The sequence below is a fragment of the Hoylesella oralis ATCC 33269 genome, assembly GCF_000185145.2.
Taxonomy (GTDB): domain Bacteria; phylum Bacteroidota; class Bacteroidia; order Bacteroidales; family Bacteroidaceae; genus Prevotella; species Prevotella phocaeensis.
Window position 1 is genome coordinate 1,534,087 of sequence record NZ_GL833119.1, and the last position, 19,327, is coordinate 1,553,413.

The window sequence follows — 19,327 nt, forward strand, 5'->3', positions numbered from 1 at the left end:
ACCATACTGTATGAAAAATGAAATATATTTATGGCGCAAAACAGTAATCATTTAGTTATTATGGCCGGTGGTGTAGGCAGTCGCTTTTGGCCGATGAGCACTGCCGAACGGCCCAAGCAATTTATTGATGTACTGGGTGTAGGGCGCTCACTGCTACAACTTACACTCGATCGTTTTAAGGGTATTTGCAATTCAAACAACGTTTGGGTGCTTACAAATCGGCGTTATGCCGACTTAGTTAAGCAACAATTACCCGAAATACCCCAAGATCATATTCTTTTAGAGCCGTGTCGAAGGAACACAGCACCATGTATCGCTTATGTCAGTTGGCGTATAAAGATGGTCGATCCGCATGCTAATATCGTAGTAACTCCGAGCGATCATATCGTTACGAGTCCCAACGAGTTTCAGCGGGTGGTGGTTTCGTGTCTGAAATTCACAAGCGAAACCGACGCTATAGTGACTTTGGGCATGCGTCCGACACGCCCCGAAACGGGATACGGGTATATTCAAGCCGACCTAAGCACCAGTTCTCCACGCAACAGAGAGATATTCCGTGTGGATTCTTTCCGCGAGAAACCTGATGCAGCCACGGCACAGAGCTATATCAGACAGAACAACTATTTCTGGAATGCGGGGATTTTTATCTGGAGTGTGAGTACGATAGTCAACGCGTTCCGTATTTATCACCCCTCTATATCCAAGGTGTTCGAGGGCTTGAAAGACTTTTACGGCACCGACAGGGAGCAGGAAATGATCGATCTGCGTTATCCTGAGTGCGAAAATATATCGGTGGATTACGCCATTATGGAAAAGGCAGAAGAGATATTCGTATGTCCTGCCGATTTCGGATGGAGCGATCTCGGCACATGGGGATCGCTGCTTGCGCAAACCAAACACGATATCTACGGCAACAGTTGCATAGGCGAAAATATACTATTGTTCGATTCTCATAACTGTATCATACATACCACACAGGAAAAGAAAGTAGTGATACAGGGATTGGATAACTACATTGTTGCCGAGAAAGATGATGCTTTACTCATTTGCAAGTTGAGCGAAGAACAGAAAATCAAACAGTACAGCGGAGAAGAATAAACAGAAAATATGGAAAGAAAAGTAGCTTTAATAACAGGAATTACAGGACAAGACGGAAGTTATTTGGCCGAATTCCTCGGAGAGAAAGGGTATGAAGTGCATGGATTGCTGCGTCGCAGCTCGTCGTTCAATACAGGTCGTATCGAACATTTGTACCTTGACGAATGGGTACGCGATATGAAGAAACAGCGATTGATCGACCTGCATTGGGCCGATATGACCGATTCGTCGTCGCTAATTCGCATTATAGGCGAGGTAAAGCCCACGGAAATTTACAATCTGGCGGCACAAAGTCATGTAAAAGTGAGCTTCGATGTGCCGGAATACACGGCAGATACCGATGCCGTGGGTGTGCTCCGCTTGCTCGAGGCGGTGCGGATATGCGGCTTAGACAAGACGTGTAAGATTTATCAAGCGTCTACTTCTGAGCTTTTCGGCAAGGTACAAGAGGTTCCGCAGCGCGAAACAACGCCTTTCTATCCCCGCTCTCCTTATGCTGTGGCTAAGCTCTACGGCTTTTGGATTATGAAGAATTATCGCGAATCTTACGGCATGTATTGCTGCAACGGCATTCTTTTCAATCACGAAAGCGAGCGTCGCGGCGAGAATTTCGTTACCAGAAAGATCACATTGGCAGCCTGCAGAATAGCGCAAGGTTATCAGGATAAGCTGTATCTGGGCAATATGGATGCCCGCCGCGACTGGGGTTACGCCAAGGATTATGTGGAGTGTATGTGGCTTATCCTGCAACAAAAGCAGCCCGAAGACTTCGTTATAGCCACGGGAGAGATGCATACGGTACGTGAATTTTGTACGTTGGCTTTCAAAGAAGCGGGCATAGAACTGCGGTGGGAAGGCAAAGGAATAGACGAAAAAGGCGTTGATGCGAAGACAGGCAAGGTGCTTGTCGAGGTCGATCCCAAATATTTCCGTCCGGCAGAGGTAGAACAATTGCTCGGAGATCCTACGAAAGCCAAGAAGACGCTGGGCTGGAACCCGCGCAAGACATCGTTCGAAGAGTTGGTAAAACTGATGGTCGCCCACGATATGAAGTTCGTTAGGAAGTTGTATCTTAAAGCTCAATTACCGGAATAGATGTTAAATAAAAACGATAAAATATACATTGCAGGGCACCGTGGGTTAGTGGGCTCTGCAATATGGAACAATCTCGAGCAGCGCGGATACAGCAATCTCGTGGGCAGAACGCACCGCGAACTTGATCTTACCGACCAAGTTGCAGTTACCAAATTCTTCGATGAGGAGCGTCCCGACGCCGTTGTGTTGGCGGCAGCCTTTGTTGGCGGCATCATGGCAAACTCGCTTTATCGCGCCGACTTCATCATGCAAAACATGAAAATGCAATGCAATGTCATCGGCAATGCCTTTTCTCATCGTGTGAAGAAGTTGCTTTTTCTCGGTTCAACCTGTATTTATCCCAAGAACGCACCGCAGCCCATGAAGGAAGATGCACTGCTTACGTCGCCGCTGGAATATACCAACGAGGAGTATGCCATTGCGAAAATCGCGGGTTTGAAGATGTGTGAAAGCTACAATCTTCAGTATGGTACGAATTATATAGCTGTGATGCCGACCAATCTCTATGGCCCTAACGACAACTTCCATTTAGAGAACTCGCACGTTATGCCTGCGATGATGCGCAAGATTTACCTTGCAAAACTCATTCATGACGACGATTGGAATGCCGTTAAAGCGGATATGGACAAGCGGCCGGTAGAGGGTGTAACAGGTGCAAACAGCCAAAAAGAGATACTGGATGTGCTGGCCAAGTACGGCATAGAGAACAACAAAGTGACGCTTTGGGGCACGGGAACGCCATTACGCGAGTTTCTTTGGAGCGAAGATATGGCCGATGCGAGCGTGCATGTGCTGCTGAATGTAGACTTTAAAGACGTGATTGGCATCGACAAATATAGTTCCGTGTTCTACGGAGCGGCCGTTGATGGAGCGGTAGACCGCGATAACAGCAAGGGCAGGGGCGGTGCCATCCCGTCGTTGGGCGAGATAAGAAACTGCCATATCAACGTGGGTACGGGCAAGGAACTCACCATTCGTGCGCTTTCTGAGCTCGTTGTAAAGACTGTAGGCTTTGGGGGCGAAGTTGTTTTCGACGCTTCGAAACCCGACGGAACACCACGTAAACTGATCGATGTAAGTAAACTTCACAGCCTCGGATGGAAGCATCGTGTGGAAATAGAGGAGGGAGTGAACAAGTTATTCCTATGGTATAAAGACAGTATAAGGTAGGTCTGTTTCCGACAGATTATAAATATAGCCGCCGTATATGTGGGGTTCTCCTGCGATACGGCGGCTTTTTCGTGTCTACGACTGCTTGATGTTCCGCCTGCGTTTGATAAGCATTCTTATCATGAAATATACCAATGCCACAGCAACCAGCACCATAATTGCCACCTTAATGTATTCTCCGTATTCGGCAATCTTGTCGTTTAGCTGTTCTTCGGGTACGATGGTGTGCAGATACCAGCCTAATATGGCGAGGATACAGTTCCATACGCCGGCGCCAAGGGTGGTGTATAGCAGAAATTTCCAGTAGTTCATCTTGGCCAGTCCTGCCGGTATGGAAATCAAATGTCGTATGCCCGGCAGCAGTCTTCCGGTAATCGTGGCCACCATTCCGTGGTTATCGAAGTACCTTTCGCTCTTCTCTACCTTCTCTTGATTGAGCATGCAAAGGCGTCCCCACTTGCTGTTTGCGAACCTATAGATAATAGGCCGGCCGAGATAATAGCCCGCCAAGTAGTTGATTGTGGCACCGCAGTCGGCCCCGAGCGTAGCGAAAAGTATGACAAGAAATATATTCAAGTTGCCTGCTGCGGCATGATAAGCAGCAGGAGATACTACAAATTCCGACGGTACAGGTATCACCGTGCTCTCGAGAAGCATCAGAAAAAAGATTGTACCATAGTTCAAGTTACCTAATAAAGTAGATAGCCAATTCATGAAAATTTTATTTGTTATTCGTTATTAATTAAGAAATTGTAGTAATCTTTGGGCTCTATATCTTGCGGAAACAGCTCGCCGAGCACGGCTCTTGCTTCCTCCGGATTGTGTTTGCACGCCTGCTTTACGGAGGCAAGAAATTCCTCTGTCTTTCCTAAATACCTGCAGCAAAGTGCCAAATAGGAATATCCCACATTGTTGTCGGGGCCGGTTATTTCGTCTATCAGAGCGTGCAGCATCTTGTAGGCCAGCGGTATGTAACCGCAATCGTATGCCGATACGGCTATTTTAAATACGGTACTGCTCGGCGTTTTGGTATTGAGCATGGCGTATTTAAAGCACTCTTCGGCTTCTTTAGTGTGCTCGTTTTCTAAATAGAGGTGGCCCCTGAGCGTCATAATGCCCACTTTGTCGTCTTTATCCAGTGCTTCTATCTTGTTCGTATAGTGCAGAGCTTCGTCTAATTTCCCTAAATGAGAGAGTGTGAACACCAGTTCTCTGTATATTTCTTTTAGATTGGGCGACTGTTCCGAACTAAGTTCTTCGGCCTTTTTCAGATGTTCTATCGCTTCTTCCAAACGGTTCAGATTTACGAGTGCGATACCTTGAAATATCTCGCCCGTTTCTTCTTCAGGGCACAGTTGAGAGAAATGCCGGTAATATTCCAACGCTTCTTCGTAATTACCGAGGCTGAACAGTCCGTTCGCCTTGTTGAGTATGGCCTCTTCGTCGTTGGGATTAATGGCGATAGAAAACTCGCTGCTTGTGATAGATTCGTTGATATGGTTGCGTAGAAACTGCGAAGAAGCCAAGTTGTTCCAATAAGGACCGGAATAAGGATCGCCATCTATCAGTTCATTGAATATGTTTTCGCTCTCTTCGTAGTTGCCTTTGCCCAAGGCAATTCGCCCTTTAAGTTCCTTATAATAGGCGGATGTTTGATCTGTAGCCATGGAGAGCCACTTCTGAGCCTTATCGAAAATGTCGTAATCGGCAAAGAGTGTAGCCGCATCAGTGATAAAATCCTCGCGCTCTTCCTCGTCTATATTGTTCATACATGCCTCAAGATACGCGTCTGCCTGTTTTGCTTGATCCTTGGCAAGTATAATTTCAGCCTTGATATAGAAATAATCTAAGTCGGTTTTGTCATCGATTTGTTCGGCAAAACTGTCGGCTTTATCAGGATCGTCTTCGTGGAATAAGGCCAATCTGGCTCTGAAGACGAGAGGCGAAGTGGCACCTTCAAACATGTTGATGGCATAGTTTATGGCGTTTAAAGACTTATCGTAGTTGTTTCGGCTGTGGTAAAATTCGGCAATATCGACCAAGTCTTCAGGTTCCATATATACCGAATTGCCCTGTTGCACAGCCTCTTCGTATATTTTGAACTTGTTTTTGAATTCCGGTGTGTCGAAATAATTGTCTTTATATGCCATGTTTAGCTGGATGGAGAACGAATGATAGAAAGTGAACGCTTATTGCCTCAATTTCTATCATTTCCTGTTTTTCCTTTACTTATTTTGCTTGGCCCACGTGTCTTTAAGTCCCACGGTTTTATTGAAAACGGGGTGTTCGGCCGTGGAATCCAAATCGGCCATGAAGTATCCAATGCGTTGGAATTGCAGATATTCGCCCGCTTTTTTATCGGCAGCATAATTCTCTACGTAGCATTCACGGTTCACATGAAGCGAGTCTGGGTTCAGTAAATCGTGGAAATCGCGTTCGTCTGCCGACGGATTTTCTACAGAGAACAACCGGTCGTACTCACGTATCTCTGCCCTTTTGTAATGGTCTGCCGATACCCAATGCAGCGTTCCTTTCACCTTGCGGTTGGCTCCGTCCATGCCGCTTTTACTGTCCGGATCATATTCAGCCTGTATCTCGATGATATTTCCTGCCGCATCTTTGGTGCAACCTGTGCATTTCACGATGTACGCATTCTTTAAGCGAACCTCCTTTTCGGGCGTCATACGGAAGAATTTCTTAGGTGCGTCTTCCATAAAGTCATCACGTTCTATCCACAGATGTTTGGAGAACGTAATGCGGTGGGTGCCGTCGGCCTCCTTCTCTGGATTGTTTACGGCTTCCATTTCTTCAGTTAAGCCGTCCGGATAGTTGGTAATGACCAGTTTCACGGGGTTCAGAACGGCGGAAACTCGGCAGGCTATCTTGTTCAGATCGTCGCGTACCGCCGCTTCAAGTAATGCCACGTCGTTCAAGGCATCGAACTTAGTGTAGCCAATCGAGTCGATGAAGCGTCGTATGCTTTCGGGGGAATAGCCTCGGCGGCGCATTCCGCAAAGCGTAGGCATCCGCGGATCGTCCCAACCACTTACCAATTGCTCGTCTACAAGTGTGTGTAACTTGCGCTTGCTCATAACTGTATAAGTGAGATTAAGCCGGTTGAATTCTATTTGTCGCGGCCGATTGTCGTTTAAATTGCCGGCTGTACCGTCCATATCTTTAAGGAAATCGATGAATTTATCGTAAAGTGGGCGGTGTGGAACGAACTCCAATGTGCAGATGGAGTGGGTTACACCTTCGAAATAGTCACTCTGTCCGTGCGCAAAGTCGTACATCGGGTAACAATTCCACTTGGTTCCGGTTCGATGATGTGGTGTATGTATGATGCGATACATGATAGGATCGCGGAAATGCATGTTGGGGTTAGCCATATCGAGTTTGGCTCTTAATACCATACTTCCCTCCACTGCGTCGGTAGTATTCATCTTGTTGAACAGCGCCAGACTCTCTTCCATGGGGCGATTGCGGTAGGGTGAAGGCGTGCCGGGCGTAGTGGGTGTGCCTTTTTGTTCGGCTATCTGTTCGGCTGTTTGCTCGTCTACGTAGGCGTTACCCTGCCTAATCATCCACACTGCAAACTGCCATAATTTCTCAAAATAGTCCGAAGCGTAGTAAATATTTCCCCATTTAAAGCCAAGCCATGATATATCATTCAAGATATTTTCCACATATTCGTTGTTCTCTTTGGAGGGGTTAGTGTCGTCGAACCGTAGGTTACACACCCCTTTATATTTCTCTGCGATGCCGAAGTCCATACAAATAGCCTTGGCATGGCCTATATGTAGGTAACCATTTGGTTCCGGCGGAAAGCGCGTTTGTATGCGTTTGCCATTTTTACCTTCGGCAATATCTTCTTCTACAAGTTGTTCTACGAAGTTAAGACTTTTCTTTTCGTCGCTATTATTTTCTACTGTTACTGTCATAATATTTTGATGATATGAGTTTGGCATGGTCTTTCTACCCGCCTATCTTCCGCAAAGATAAATATTAATATTGAGACAGAAGAAAAAACAATATAATTATTTAACAAAACCAAATAAATAATATCGATGGAGTAATGTGTGGGGATTTTTTCATACATTTGCACAAATGGAGAGGTTGAGAGTATGCTCAAAGATGCTTATAGGCATCGTTTATGTGCTCATTCTTGCGGGGTGTTCGGCTACTAAGTTTGTAGGCGAGCAGGAGTATCTGCTTGAAAGTGTGGAGATAAAAAGCGATCAGAAAGGCTTTAATGGTGATGCCTTGATGCCATATATACGCCAAAAGGCCAATTCTAAATGGTTTTCTATCTTTAAAGTTCCTTTGGGAACCTATGCTCTTTCTGGGCGTGATACGACGAAATGGATTAATAGAACGTTGCGCAATATAGGCGAAAAGCCGGTTATTTTCGATACTGTACAGGCGCGACTTTCATGTAACGACCTGCGTAATTCCTTGCACAATATGGGATATATGCATGGCGATGCAAGGTTAGAAACCAAGATTAAAGGTAAGAAGATTAAGGCAATCTATCATTTAATGCCGGGTGAACCGTATCGAATTCATTCCATTAAATATGATATTCAGGATGAGAATATCGCCAAATTGTTGCAAATGGATAAGGTGGAGAACCGTGGTTTGCGTGCCGGAAGTCGGTTTACTGTGGATAATTTGGACGCAGAGCGAAAACGTATAACGGATATTCTTAACAATAACGGCTATTATCGTTTTCATAAAGATTTTATACAGTACCGCGCCGACTCGGCTCTAAACAGCACAGACATAGATATTACGCTCGAACTATTGAGATATCGTGCCAATAGTAAGGCGCCCGAAGTACCTCATCCGCACTATTTCATCCGGAATGTGAACTTTCATGGTGAGAATGGAGAGCCGACGCATATTCGCGAGAGGATACTTGATGACAACACACGCATAAGGTCTGGCGAAGTTTACAGCAGCGCCAATTTGCAGAAGACGTACAATAACTTCTCGCGTATGCAGGCCATAAAATACACGAGTATCAAGTTTACCGAAGTTCCTGACACCACCTTGCTCGATTGTGATATTCAGATAAGTACCAATAAACCCAATACAATTGCCTTCCAACCCGAAGGTACCAACACTGCAGGGGACTTTGGCGCTGCTGCATCGTTGATCTATGAGAATCGGAACTTATTTCGAGGAAGCGAAGTGCTAAGTATTGAACTGCGTGGTGCCTATGAAGCAATCAAAGGGCTCGACGGTTATAAGGATCAGGACTATCAGGAATACAGCATACAGTCTAAACTTGCTTTCCCTCGATTTGTAGCCCCGTTCCTTTCGAGATCGTTCAGAAGGCAGAGCGGCGCCACATCCGAGCTTTCTGTAAGTTACGACTTACAGAATCGACCGGAGTTCCATCGGCGAATATTTTCTACGGCTTGGCGCTATAGATGGAGCGAACCTCACCATCATTTGTCATATCGATTCGATTTGTTAGACTTGAACTATGTGTACATGCCATGGATTTCGGAAACTTTCAAGCACGATTATTTGGATAATGTCAGTACAAGAAATGCCATATTGCGCTATAACTATGAAGATTTGTTTATCATGAAGATGGGTTTCGGGCTGTCTTATAATAACGGTATACATGCACTTCGAACCAACTTCGAGATGGCCGGAAATCTATTAAACGGTATCTCTCATACTTTCGGATTTAAGAAAAACAGCAACGGGCAGTACAATCTGTTTAACATAGCCTATGCACAATACGTAAAAGCCGATATAGACTATACTCGTTTGATTAAGTTTGATGAGCACAATTCGCTGGCTCTACATGCCGACTTCGGTATAGCTTATCCCTATGGAAACAGCAAAGTATTGCCTTTTGAGAAACGTTATTTCGCGGGAGGTGCCAATTCTGTGAGGGGATGGAGTGTGAGGCATCTTGGTCCGGGCAAGTTCAAAGGGACGGATGGGCGTATAGATTTCATCAATCAAACGGGCGATATGAAGCTTGATTTGAATGCAGAATACCGTTCATATCTATTTTGGAAGTTCAATGGAGCGCTGTTTATCGATGCCGGAAATATCTGGACGTTGCGCAATTACGAGGAACAACCCGGCGGACAGTTTAGTTTTAAGGACTTTTATAAGCAGATTGCCGTGGCTTATGGCATAGGTCTACGATTGAATTTCGACTATTTCGTTCTGCGTTTCGATATGGGTATGAAAGCTATCAATCCTGCCTATGAGACCAAGAAGGAACATTATGCCGTCTTCCATCCCGATTTCAGCCGCGATTTTACCTTTCATTTTGCAGTGGGGCTTCCATTTTAACGAGCCATTTCTTATTGCGTAACACCAACGGAATGCGTATTTGCGCCTCTTTCACTATATGTCCGGCGGTGCCGATCGTATCCATTTGCAAGAAATTTCTTACGGTAATACGGGCATAGGCTGTAGAATCATCTTTATTATATACAATTTCGTTGATCTCATGCGAGGCGCCCTCATCTTGTGCACGTAAGATGTCTACGTCTTCTTGGTGCACATTCGAGGCGGCATACCTGAGCCATTGCTCCGACTCTTGTGTACAAAAAGGCAGCGCTGCCTTATATTGCCAATTGAAATATGCGGTGGCAAAAGAATCTACATTATCTTTCAACCGTTCTTCATCGTTTGTATGTATGCCGTTACATGCAATGAGGAGCAACGACAGAAGCATTGCAGATTTGCCGAAATGAAATTTCATAAGAAAATAATTAAATAAGGACAAAGGTAAATAAAAACTTTGGTAATATCGTTGCTTTTGCGTACTTTTGCATTAAATAAGCTATGCTACAGCAATTTCAAGCAAGCTTGATTGCGTTCGACTTGCACTGTCTTTGTAAATAAATATTACAAATAATGTTGAAATTCATTTCTTTCGGCAGCGGTAGTAGTGGAAACTGCTATTGCCTGTTCACAGAAAATGACGGCTTGATGATAGATTCCGGTGTGGGAATACGCATACTCAAGAAGCATTTTCGCGAATATGGATTATCGCTGTCTGCCATCCATCATATACTTATTACTCACGACCATACCGATCATGTGAAGTCTGTCGGCAGTATCAGCCGCGATTATAACCTGCCGGTTTATGCTACCCATAAAGTTCATGTGGGTATCGAACAGAATTATTGTGTACGCAATAAGATTGCTCCCGAGCGTGTTGAAATCGTGGAAAAAGATGTTTCGATACAGGTAGGAGAATTTATTGTGACTCCTTTCGAGGTGCCTCACGACAGTAGTGACAATGTGGGATATAAGATAGAGCATGGAGGTATTACCTTTTGTCTTATCACAGACGCAGGACATCTGACGGAAGAGATGAAACAGAGCATAGGTGAAGCCAACTATTTGGTAATAGAAGCCAATCATGATGAGGAGATGTTGGCTTCCGGCCCATACCCTCAACATCTGCAAACACGTATATCCGGTCCGACCGGACATTTGAGCAACAACGACTGTGCGACGGCTCTAACGGAGAATGCTACGGAACATCTGCGCCATGTGTGGCTGTGCCATCTAAGCGGGGAGAACAACCATCCGGAGTTAGCCCGCAAGACTGTGGAGCATATGTTGCGCAGTCATGGTATCATAGCGGGCAAGGATTTCTTGCTTGATGTGTTGAAACGAAAGACGCCGAGCTTGCTTTACGACTTGGAATAGAGGGAAAGAAAATAACCTATTTTATAAAAATAGAACAGTAAGATGGAAGGTTTGTTGCTGCAAAGTATGGCCTTCCATTTGTTTTTTCGCCAACGGAAGATGGCTTCCGCCATATTTGTTAAACCGAATTTTCTTAATTGGCGGACGGTTTGCAGTATACGGGAATAATCGTTCAGTTCGTTCCTGAATTGGTAAAGGGTGCGTAATCCCTCTTCTGTTTTGGCCAAAAAACTGTCGTTGTTTTCAAATCTGTCGAAGCCGAGCGGGTTGTCTATGTGTGCTATCCGGATATTTTTCTCATGTAGAATCTTGCCGAATAACACGTCTTCATACCCATAATGCCGAAAACGCGTATCCAATGGAGTTGTCGCTATTACTGTTTTCGAGACAAGAAAGTTGGATGTATGAAAATCCAGATGGGGCTTTTTGGTCCTCATTGCTGCAGAATGTTTCCGTTCTGCCCGTTTCTCGTACATGAAACGCAGGTTGCCTTGGTGCCTGCCGAGCACCTTATATCCGCCGTAAACAACCTGTGTTCCTGCGCATGTTAAATAGGTCTTCAAAAAATCTTTGCGGATAACGGTCATATCAGAGTCTATGTATAACAGCCATGCATGGCATGCCTGTTGTGCCAAGAAGTTACGTATAATCGCCCTACCTCTATTCTCTGATCTTTCTATATATCGGCAATGCTCGATATTGTTAATCGGTCTGTTGGCTTCAACAGTCTCTTTTTCCGTCGATCCGTCGTCGGCTACGATGATTTCATAGGCATGTAGGTCTTCGATATTTTGTGCCTGTTCCGCCAATTGCCTCACTAATTCGAGACAACAGTCGTTATACGTAGGGATGAGTATCGACAGTTCTGTCTTCATCAGAGTTTGTCTTTCAGATATTTGCCTGTCAGGCTTTCCTGACACGCCGCTATATCTTCGGGCGTTCCGGCGCATACCAGATTTCCGCCATTGTCGCCTCCATCCGGCCCTAAGTCGTTGATGTAGTCGGCACATTTTATCACATCGAGGTTATGCTCGATAACGATAATCGTGTGTCCGCGGTCTATCAAAGCGTCGAATGCGCCCAAAAGACGCTTGATGTCGTGGAAATGAAGACCGGTAGTAGGTTCGTCGAAGATGAACAGAGTGGGCTCCTGATGTTCCTGTCCGATGAAATAAGCCAGTTTTACACGTTGGTTTTCTCCGCCCGAAAGGGTGGAAGAATTCTGTCCTAACTTAATATAACCAAGCCCGACATCCTCGAGTGGTTTCAGTTTACCGACTATCTGGCTCTGTTTGTTAGCATCGAAGAAAGCAATAGCTTCGGATACCGTCATATTCAGAACATCGTTAATATTCTTGCCTTTGTACTGTACATCCAGCACATCTCGTTTAAATCGCTCGCCATGGCATGTCTCGCATTCAAGCACAAGGTCGGCCATAAACTGCATTTCCACGGTGATCACTCCTGCTCCTTTGCATTCCTCGCAGCGTCCGCCCTCGGTATTGAATGAGAAATACTGTGGAGATAAGCCCATTTGTTTGGCAAGTGGCTGCTCTGAAAATAGCTGACGTATGGCGTCATAGGCCTTTACGTATGTGGCAGGATTAGATCGTGTGCTCCTTCCGATAGGATTTTGGTCTACAAATTCTATGTGCTTGATGGTTTCCCAATCACCTTCGAGTGAGATATATTCCCCCGGTACGTCGGCTACCTCATCCAAATGTCGTTTTATGGCGGGATAAAGAATGCCCTTGATTAGCGAAGACTTGCCCGAACCGCTTACACCTGTTACCACATTGAGTACATTCAACGGGAATTTAACGTTGATGCCATGCAGATTATTCATGCGGGCTCCCTTGAGTTCTATTGCCATATTCCATTTTCGGCGGCTCGACGGAACATCGATATTTTCGGCACCTGTGAGATATTTGATTGTGTACGAACGAGGATATTTTTTTAGCAATGTGGCGTTACTCTGTTGCAACACTTCACTTGGCCCCTCGAATACAATCTCTCCACCCAACCGTCCGGCATCGGGACCTACATCGATTATGTAGTCTGCAGCACGCATAATCTCCTCGTCGTGTTCTACTACAATGACTGTATTTCCCAGCGATTGCAGTTCTTTCAGCACATGAATCAGCCGATCGGTATCACGACTATGGAGCCCGATGCTCGGTTCATCGAGGATATACAGTGAACCTACGAGCGAACTTCCGAGCGAAGTAGTGAGATTGATGCGCTGGCTTTCGCCGCCGCTAAGCGTACTCGATTGGCGATTAAGTGTAAGATATCCCAATCCGACGTCCAACAAGAACTGCAATCTGTTATCGATTTCGGTAAGAAGTCGTTTGGCTATCTCGCTTTCATGCCCATCCAACAGCAGATTATCGAACCACTTTTTCAGATTTACGATAGACATATCGACGAGTTCCGATATGCTTCTGCCGTTTATCTTTACCCAAGAAGCCTGTTCCTTCAGCCTTGTACCGTGGCAATCCGGACATATAGTCTTGCCACGATACCGACTCATCATCACCCGATACTGTATCTTGTACTGGTTCTCCTTCACCATTTGGAAGAAAGAGTCTATGCATACGCGGTCTTTCAGTGGTTGATTGCTCTCTGAGGGAAGCCCATGCCACAGCATATCTTTCTGTTTACGGGTGAGATTCATATAAGGTTCGAAGATCGGGAAGCCGTCTTTAGCCGCTCGTCTGCAGAACTCGTCTTTCCAAATTCCCATTTTATCGCCATGCCAACACTGCACACAACCATCGTAGACGCTTAGTGTAGAGTTGGGAATAACCAATCTTTCGTCGATACCTATTACATTTCCGAAACCTTCGCATGTGGGGCATGCGCCCAAGGGCGAGTTGAAAGAGAACATATTGTCGTTGGGTTCCTCGAACGTTATGCCGTCGGCTTCGAAACGGGTAGAGAACTCGTAGCTGATATGCGATGGTAAGAATAGTAGTCTGCACACCCCGTTGCCCTCATAGAAAGCCGTTTCGGCAGAGTCTATCAGGCGTGAGAGAGTGTCTTTCGAGTTGTCTACCGTCAGTCTGTCTATCAATAATGAAAGCTCTTTGGGATCGGTATTTGTACAGTTTTCCTTGTTTTCCAAGAATTCTTCTATCCGTTCGAAGTCTCCGTTATGCCATATTCTGGTATAACCTTGTTGGATTTCCATTTCCAATTGGCGTTCGAGCGTTCGTCCTTCTACGATGTGAAGCGGTGCCAATATCACAAATTTCGTGCCTTTTGAATATTGTTGCACGCATTTCACTATATCCTCGGTAGAATGTTTCTTTACTTCTTGTCCGCTAATAGGTGAGAACGTGTGCCCTATACGGGCGAATAGCAGCCTTATATACTCGTATATCTCGGTGGAGGTACCCACTGTACTGCGGGGATTTCGGGCAATAACTTTCTGTTCAATGGCAATTGCAGGCGGTAGACCTTTAATGAAGTCGCACTCGGGCTTGCTCATACGACCAAGAAACTGCCGTGCGTATGCCGATAGAGACTCTACATAACGGCGCTGACCTTCGGCATATAAGGTGTCGAAGGCCAGTGAAGATTTGCCGGAACCAGAAACTCCGGCGATTACAATGAACTTGTTTCTTGGAATTTTCAGGCTCACATTCTTCAAATTGTTTACACGTGCGCCTTTAATTTCTATGTATTTGTCCATATTTAAGAATTCATTGACAACAGGAATTCTTCGTTGTTGTGCGTACGAACCATGCGGTCGTGAATGGAGTTCATCGCTTCTATCGGGTTCATGTCGGCAATATATTTACGCAGGATCCACATGCGGTCGAGCGTGGTCTTGTCTTGTAACAGATCGTCGCGGCGTGTGCTTGAGGCAACAAGGTTCACTGCAGGGAAGATACGCTTGTTGCTTAACGAGCGGTCAAGCTGCAATTCCATGTTTCCGGTGCCCTTGAATTCTTCGAAAATAACCTCGTCCATCTTCGATCCTGTATCGATTAAAGCCGTGGCAATGATGGTAAGAGAACCGCCGCCTTCTATGTTTCGGGCTGCTCCGAAGAACCTCTTGGGCTTTTGGAGGGCATTGGCATCGACACCACCTGTAAGCACTTTGCCGCTTGCAGGGGAAACAGTGTTGTATGCTCTGGCCAAACGAGTAATCGAATCTAAAAAGATAACAACGTCATGTCCGCATTCTACCATGCGTTTAGCTTTCTCCAATACTATTCCGGCAATCTTTACGTGGCGCTCGGCAGGCTCGTCGAATGTCGATGCAATGACCTCTGCGTTCACTGTGCGTGCCATGTCGGTAACCTCTTCAGGGCGTTCGTCGATGAGAAGCATCATCAGATACGCTTCTGGATGGTTGGCCGCGATGGCATTGGCTATGTCTTTCATCAAGATGGTTTTACCGGTTTTCGGTTGTGCCACTATGAGTGCGCGCTGTCCTTTGCCAATAGGAGAGAAAAGATCTACCACACGTGTGGAGAGATTAGTGGTCTCCCGATCGCCACAGAGTGTAAACTTTTCTTCGGGAAAGAGCGGAGTAAGATGCTCGAACGGTATACGGTCGCGTACTTGAGAGGGATCGCGTCCGTTGATTTTATCTATGCTTGTCAGCGGAAAGTATTTCTCTCCATCGTGTGGAGGGCGCACATGGCACTGGATGACATCGCCTGTTTTTAGACCAAAGCGTTTGATATGCGAGCTTGCCACGTACACATCGTCGGGCGATGACAAGTAATTATAATCGCTGGAACGTAGAAAGCCGTAACCGTCAGGCATAATTTCGAGCACACCGTTGGCGCTGATAATGTCGGTAAAATCGTATAGTGTGTTGCCGTTATCGCCCGATATTGTAGGTTGGTAAGCTTGTTGCGGTTGCGACACAGGCGTTGTAGGATTATCGAACATATCGAATGTGGGTACTGCACCTTGATCTTCGATAGGCAGGTCTACTAAAATCTTGAAGTCGGTACCATCGGCAGGATCGCCGTCCCATATACCTTCAGCGGCAGCTTCGCGCTTTTCTTCTTCGCTTTCGTTATGAGCAATAACTTTGGCTTGTAACTGCGCAAGCAGATCAGACATGTTATTGTCTTTGTCTTCATTGCTTTCTTGTTCGCCCGATGCAAATTCTGCTTCGGGAATAAATTCCTGTTGAGGCTCTTCTTTTGCGTTTTCAGTAGCGTTCTCCTGTATTTCTGTCTTGTCTGCAACTCTGTTTTCGTCTTGCTTTCCTGCCTCGATCTGTGACAAAAGTTCTAATTCGCGTTTGGTCTTTCTTCCGCGATGTTTCGGTATGGTTGCCAGCTCTTCTTCAGGAGTTAGTATCGTATTATTTGCATTGATATCATTCGTATCCTGCATTGTTTCTTCTTTAAATAACGGCTGTTGTTCTATTCCGGTGGGTTTATTCTTCTTTACATCGAAGTTTTCTCCATCTTTTCCATTTACGGTATATACTCTGTCGCTGTCGTGTTTTATGATGCGAGTGCGTTTCCGTTTCGATTCGAGAGGATTTTTACTGCCCTCCAATTCGGCCTGTTTGTCAAGGATACTGTAGATGAGTTCTTCGCTTGTAGCTGCAGAGTTGTACTCAGCTCCCAGTTCTTTGGCTATATTTTCGAGCTCGGAGATGCTTTTAGATGATAATTCGTCTTTATTATACATATAAAAATATGAAAGTATTTTGAAAATGATAAGCGTTTCCTGAATGGAAACGTGTGTCGTATTAAAATCTGATGCAAAGGTAGTAATTTATCTTTTTCTGCACTAATGAACAGGCTGAAAATGTGGATAATTAACTTTCCTTAATATTGTATCGCGGGTATATCGGCTTTTATTGAAAAGAAATAATAAACGTTTGGATGATAGAGGGCTTTTTTGTGTGGAACAGGCAATACTTATAAAGTTTTTAGGTGTATGGTTTATAGGCGTTATGTGGGCGTTTTGGCGGGAGTATAAATTTAGGAACGAGGTGAACCGGTGGTAGGATAAGGAAGTGTATTACGATAACTAATCGATGTTATTTATCGTTTGCAACATAGCGTAATAATAGTTTCTGTGCCGAAGAGTGTAAAGAAAAACCGGTCTTTATCACGCGATAAAGACCGGCTTAATTTATTTATAAAAGGAGTGTAAGATTATTCTCCTTTTTCCATTTCTGCTTTCAACTTAGCCAAGGCATCGATATCACCGAGTGATGTACCTGCAGTTACGTTATTTATCTGCGGGGCATCGGTCTGTTTCTTTACAGAGTGTTTACGGGCAGGTTTCGCATCTTCTTTCACATCTTCGAATGTACGACTATGAGAAAGGATGATACGCTTGGTGTCTTTTACGAACTCTATTACCTTAAATGGTAATTCTTCGCCGAGTTGTGCCTGTGTACCGTCTTCCTTAACGAGGTGCTTGGGGGTTGCAAAACCTTCGCCACCTTCGTTCAATGTGATAACGGCACCCTTGTCCATCATTTCGGTTATCTTGCCTATATGCTCCGAACCCGGAGTATAAAGAGTTTCGTAAGTATCCCAAGGGTTATCTTCTAACTGCTTGTGACCAAGACTCAAGCGGCGATTTTCCTTGTCGATTTCAAGAACGACAACTTCGATTTCTGCACCTTGTGTAGTAAATTCTGAAGGATGTTTAACTTTCTTAGTCCAAGAAAGATCGCTGATGTGGATAAGTCCATCTACGCCTTCTTCAAGTTCGACAAAGATACCAAAGTTTGTAAAGTTGCGTACTTTCGCCGTATGTTTAGAACCAACAGGATATTTCTCCTCGATGGTTTCCCATGGATCTTCTTTGAGTTGTTTAATTCCGAGACTCATCTTACGTTCCTCACGATCGAGGGTAAGGATAACTGCCTCTACTTCATCGCCCACGTGCATGAACTCTTGTGCAGAACGAAGATGCTGGCTCCATGACATTTCCGATACGTGAATCAGGCCTTCTACACCCGGAGCAATTTCAACGAATGCACCGTAATCGGCCATTACAACTACTTTGCCTTTCACATGATCGCCCACTTTAAGGTTAGGATCAAGTGCATCCCAAGGATGTGGAGTGAGCTGCTTCAGACCGAGAGCAATACGTTTTTTCTCTTCATCAAAGTCGAGTATAACAACATTAATCTTCTGATCAAGTGCCACAACCTCATGCGGATCGCTTACACGTCCCCAAGAAAGGTCTGTAATATGGATCAGTCCGTCTACACCGCCAAGGTCTACAAATACGCCGTAAGAGGTAATGTTCTTGACCGTACCTTCGAGAACCTGACCTTTTTCGAGCTTGGAAATGATCTCTTTCTTCTGTGCTTCTAACTCTGCTTCTATAAGAGCCTTGTGAGAAACAACTACATTACGGAACTCTTGATTGATCTTTACAACCTTGAACTCCATGGTCTTGCCTACGAATACGTCGTAGTCGCGTATAGGATGAACGTCGATTTGGCTACCCGGGAGGAATGCCTCGATGCCGAATACATCAACAATCATGCCACCTTTAGTACGGCACTTGATGTATCCTTGTATAACTTCTTCGTTGTCAAGGGCTGCATTAACTCGCTCCCAGCTCTTGCTCAAACGGGCTTTCTTATGAGAAAGTACGAGCTGTCCTTTCTTGTCTTCTTGGTTTTCAACGTAAACTTCCACTACGTCGCCAACCTTTAAATCTGGATTGTAACGGAATTCTGAGGCAGGAATAACACCGTCACTCTTGTAACCGATGTTCACAATAACCTCTTTCTTGTCTATAGAGATTACAGTTCCGTCAACAACTTGGTGCTCGTTTACCTTATTAAGGGTTTCGTCATAAGCCTTTTGGAGGTCTTCCTTGCTGACGTTTGTGTTTGATCCATTCTCAAATTCTTCCCAATTGAAGTCCTGTAATGGCTCAACGTTCTTTAGATTTGACATAAAAAATAATTAAGTTTTTAAATTTTAATAAAGTTAGACTTTATGTGAATAATATAAATCGGGTGCAAAATTACTATTTTTATATGGTTGATAAATGGCATATATATTTATTTTGCTTCTCATTTATATATTTTTAACGATGTCAACTTCCGTGGTTCATCGTGTCAACCTCCGTGGTTCATAATGTCACCCTCCGTGGTTCATCGTGTCACCCTCCGTGGTTCATCGTGTCACCCTCCGTGGTTCATCGTGTCACCCTCCGTGGTTCATCGTGTCACCCTCCGTGGTTCATCGTGTCACCCTCCGTGGTTCATCGTGTCACCCTCCGTGGTTCATCGTGTCACCCTCCG

The 19,327-nt window shown here is 45.1% G+C and carries 13 protein-coding genes; 5 read left to right on the forward strand and 8 right to left on the reverse strand.

Going from position 1 to position 19,327, the window contains the following annotated elements; translation table 11 throughout:
* The first annotated feature begins 30 nt into the window (after positions 1 to 30).
* From HMPREF0663_RS08890 to HMPREF0663_RS08900, 3 genes are read left to right on the forward strand one after another with little or no spacing between them, the layout of a single operon-like run.
* On the forward strand, positions 31 to 1,098 hold the full coding sequence (locus HMPREF0663_RS08890; RefSeq protein WP_004370121.1) for a mannose-1-phosphate guanylyltransferase: 1,068 nt from the start codon (positions 31 to 33) through the stop codon (positions 1,096 to 1,098).
* Between the two features lie 9 nt (positions 1,099 to 1,107).
* Complete coding sequence (gene gmd / locus HMPREF0663_RS08895) at positions 1,108 to 2,193, forward strand: GDP-mannose 4,6-dehydratase (protein WP_004370122.1); 1,086 nt, start codon at positions 1,108 to 1,110, stop codon at positions 2,191 to 2,193.
* Positions 2,194 to 3,363, forward strand: coding sequence for a GDP-L-fucose synthase family protein (locus HMPREF0663_RS08900; protein WP_004370123.1), 1,170 nt, complete (start codon positions 2,194 to 2,196; stop codon positions 3,361 to 3,363). It begins immediately after the preceding gene.
* Between the two features lie 75 nt (positions 3,364 to 3,438).
* On the opposite strand, the gene HMPREF0663_RS08905 is transcribed toward HMPREF0663_RS08900, so the two are convergent.
* The 3 genes from HMPREF0663_RS08905 to HMPREF0663_RS08915 all read right to left on the reverse strand — a co-directional run bounded on the left by HMPREF0663_RS08905 (position 3,439) and on the right by HMPREF0663_RS08915 (position 7,304).
* Positions 3,439 to 4,077 (reverse strand): DedA family protein, encoded by a 639-nt coding sequence (locus tag HMPREF0663_RS08905; protein ID WP_004370124.1) that lies wholly within the window; start codon positions 4,075 to 4,077, stop codon positions 3,439 to 3,441.
* Between the two features lie 14 nt (positions 4,078 to 4,091).
* Positions 4,092 to 5,513: a tetratricopeptide repeat protein gene (locus HMPREF0663_RS08910; RefSeq protein WP_004370125.1), complete on the reverse strand. Its 1,422-nt coding sequence runs from the start codon at positions 5,511 to 5,513 to the stop codon at positions 4,092 to 4,094.
* A 75-nt stretch (positions 5,514 to 5,588) separates the two neighbouring features.
* Entirely contained in the window at positions 5,589 to 7,304 is a 1,716-nt protein-coding gene (locus tag HMPREF0663_RS08915; protein WP_004370126.1) for a glutamine--tRNA ligase/YqeY domain fusion protein, read from the reverse strand.
* A gap of 166 nt (positions 7,305 to 7,470) precedes the next feature.
* On the opposite strand from HMPREF0663_RS08915, the gene tamL reads away from it, so the two are divergent.
* Entirely contained in the window at positions 7,471 to 9,687 is a 2,217-nt protein-coding gene (tamL, locus tag HMPREF0663_RS08920; RefSeq protein ID WP_050786864.1) for a translocation and assembly module lipoprotein TamL, read from the forward strand.
* On the opposite strand, the gene HMPREF0663_RS08925 is transcribed toward tamL, so the two are convergent.
* Positions 9,653 to 10,102, reverse strand: coding sequence for a hypothetical protein (locus HMPREF0663_RS08925; protein WP_004370128.1), 450 nt, complete (start codon positions 10,100 to 10,102; stop codon positions 9,653 to 9,655). The genes tamL and HMPREF0663_RS08925 overlap by 35 nt on opposite strands.
* Positions 10,103 to 10,257: 155 nt before the next feature.
* On the opposite strand from HMPREF0663_RS08925, the gene HMPREF0663_RS08930 reads away from it, so the two are divergent.
* Complete coding sequence (locus tag HMPREF0663_RS08930; RefSeq protein ID WP_004370129.1) at positions 10,258 to 11,061, forward strand: MBL fold metallo-hydrolase; 804 nt, start codon at positions 10,258 to 10,260, stop codon at positions 11,059 to 11,061.
* On the opposite strand, the gene HMPREF0663_RS08935 is transcribed toward HMPREF0663_RS08930, so the two are convergent.
* The 4 genes from HMPREF0663_RS08935 to rpsA all read right to left on the reverse strand — a co-directional run bounded on the left by HMPREF0663_RS08935 (position 11,046) and on the right by rpsA (position 18,977).
* Positions 11,046 to 11,936 carry a glycosyltransferase family 2 protein gene (locus tag HMPREF0663_RS08935; protein ID WP_004370130.1) on the reverse strand — a complete coding sequence of 297 codons (891 nt, stop codon included), beginning with the start codon at positions 11,934 to 11,936 and terminating at the stop codon, positions 11,046 to 11,048. The genes HMPREF0663_RS08930 and HMPREF0663_RS08935 overlap by 16 nt on opposite strands.
* Positions 11,936 to 14,758 carry an excinuclease ABC subunit UvrA gene (gene uvrA, locus HMPREF0663_RS08940; RefSeq protein WP_004370131.1) on the reverse strand — a complete coding sequence of 941 codons (2,823 nt, stop codon included), beginning with the start codon at positions 14,756 to 14,758 and terminating at the stop codon, positions 11,936 to 11,938. Before uvrA ends, HMPREF0663_RS08935 begins: the two co-directional genes overlap by 1 nt.
* Before the next feature lie 2 nt (positions 14,759 to 14,760).
* Positions 14,761 to 16,731 carry a transcription termination factor Rho gene (rho, locus tag HMPREF0663_RS08945; protein WP_004370132.1) on the reverse strand — a complete coding sequence of 657 codons (1,971 nt, stop codon included), beginning with the start codon at positions 16,729 to 16,731 and terminating at the stop codon, positions 14,761 to 14,763.
* Positions 16,732 to 17,204: 473 nt separating this feature from the next.
* A complete protein-coding gene (rpsA, locus tag HMPREF0663_RS08950) occupies positions 17,205 to 18,977 on the reverse strand; it encodes a 30S ribosomal protein S1 (RefSeq protein ID WP_004370134.1) in 1,773 nt (590 codons plus the stop codon).
* Between the last annotated feature and the right edge of the window lie 350 nt (positions 18,978 to 19,327).

Bases quoted from the DNA above. Each gene is read 5' to 3' on its own strand.
- HMPREF0663_RS08935 (WP_004370130.1), bottom strand. From the start codon at position 11,936: ATGAAGACAGAACTGTCGATACTCATCCCTACGTATAACGACTGTTGT.
- HMPREF0663_RS08925 (WP_004370128.1), bottom strand. From the start codon at position 10,102: ATGAAATTTCATTTCGGCAAATCTGCAATGCTTCTGTCGTTGCTCCTC.
- HMPREF0663_RS08905 (WP_004370124.1), bottom strand. From the start codon at position 4,077: ATGAATTGGCTATCTACTTTATTAGGTAACTTGAACTATGGTACAATC.
- uvrA (WP_004370131.1), bottom strand. From the start codon at position 14,758: ATGGACAAATACATAGAAATTAAAGGCGCACGTGTAAACAATTTGAAG.
- HMPREF0663_RS08890 (WP_004370121.1), top strand. From the start codon at position 31: ATGGCGCAAAACAGTAATCATTTAGTTATTATGGCCGGTGGTGTAGGC.
- rho (WP_004370132.1), bottom strand. From the start codon at position 16,731: ATGTATAATAAAGACGAATTATCATCTAAAAGCATCTCCGAGCTCGAA.
- rpsA (WP_004370134.1), bottom strand. From the start codon at position 18,977: ATGTCAAATCTAAAGAACGTTGAGCCATTACAGGACTTCAATTGGGAA.
- HMPREF0663_RS08900 (WP_004370123.1), top strand. From the start codon at position 2,194: ATGTTAAATAAAAACGATAAAATATACATTGCAGGGCACCGTGGGTTA.
- HMPREF0663_RS08910 (WP_004370125.1), bottom strand. From the start codon at position 5,513: ATGGCATATAAAGACAATTATTTCGACACACCGGAATTCAAAAACAAG.
- HMPREF0663_RS08930 (WP_004370129.1), top strand. From the start codon at position 10,258: ATGTTGAAATTCATTTCTTTCGGCAGCGGTAGTAGTGGAAACTGCTAT.
- tamL (WP_050786864.1), top strand. From the start codon at position 7,471: ATGGAGAGGTTGAGAGTATGCTCAAAGATGCTTATAGGCATCGTTTAT.
- gmd (WP_004370122.1), top strand. From the start codon at position 1,108: ATGGAAAGAAAAGTAGCTTTAATAACAGGAATTACAGGACAAGACGGA.
- HMPREF0663_RS08915 (WP_004370126.1), bottom strand. From the start codon at position 7,304: ATGACAGTAACAGTAGAAAATAATAGCGACGAAAAGAAAAGTCTTAAC.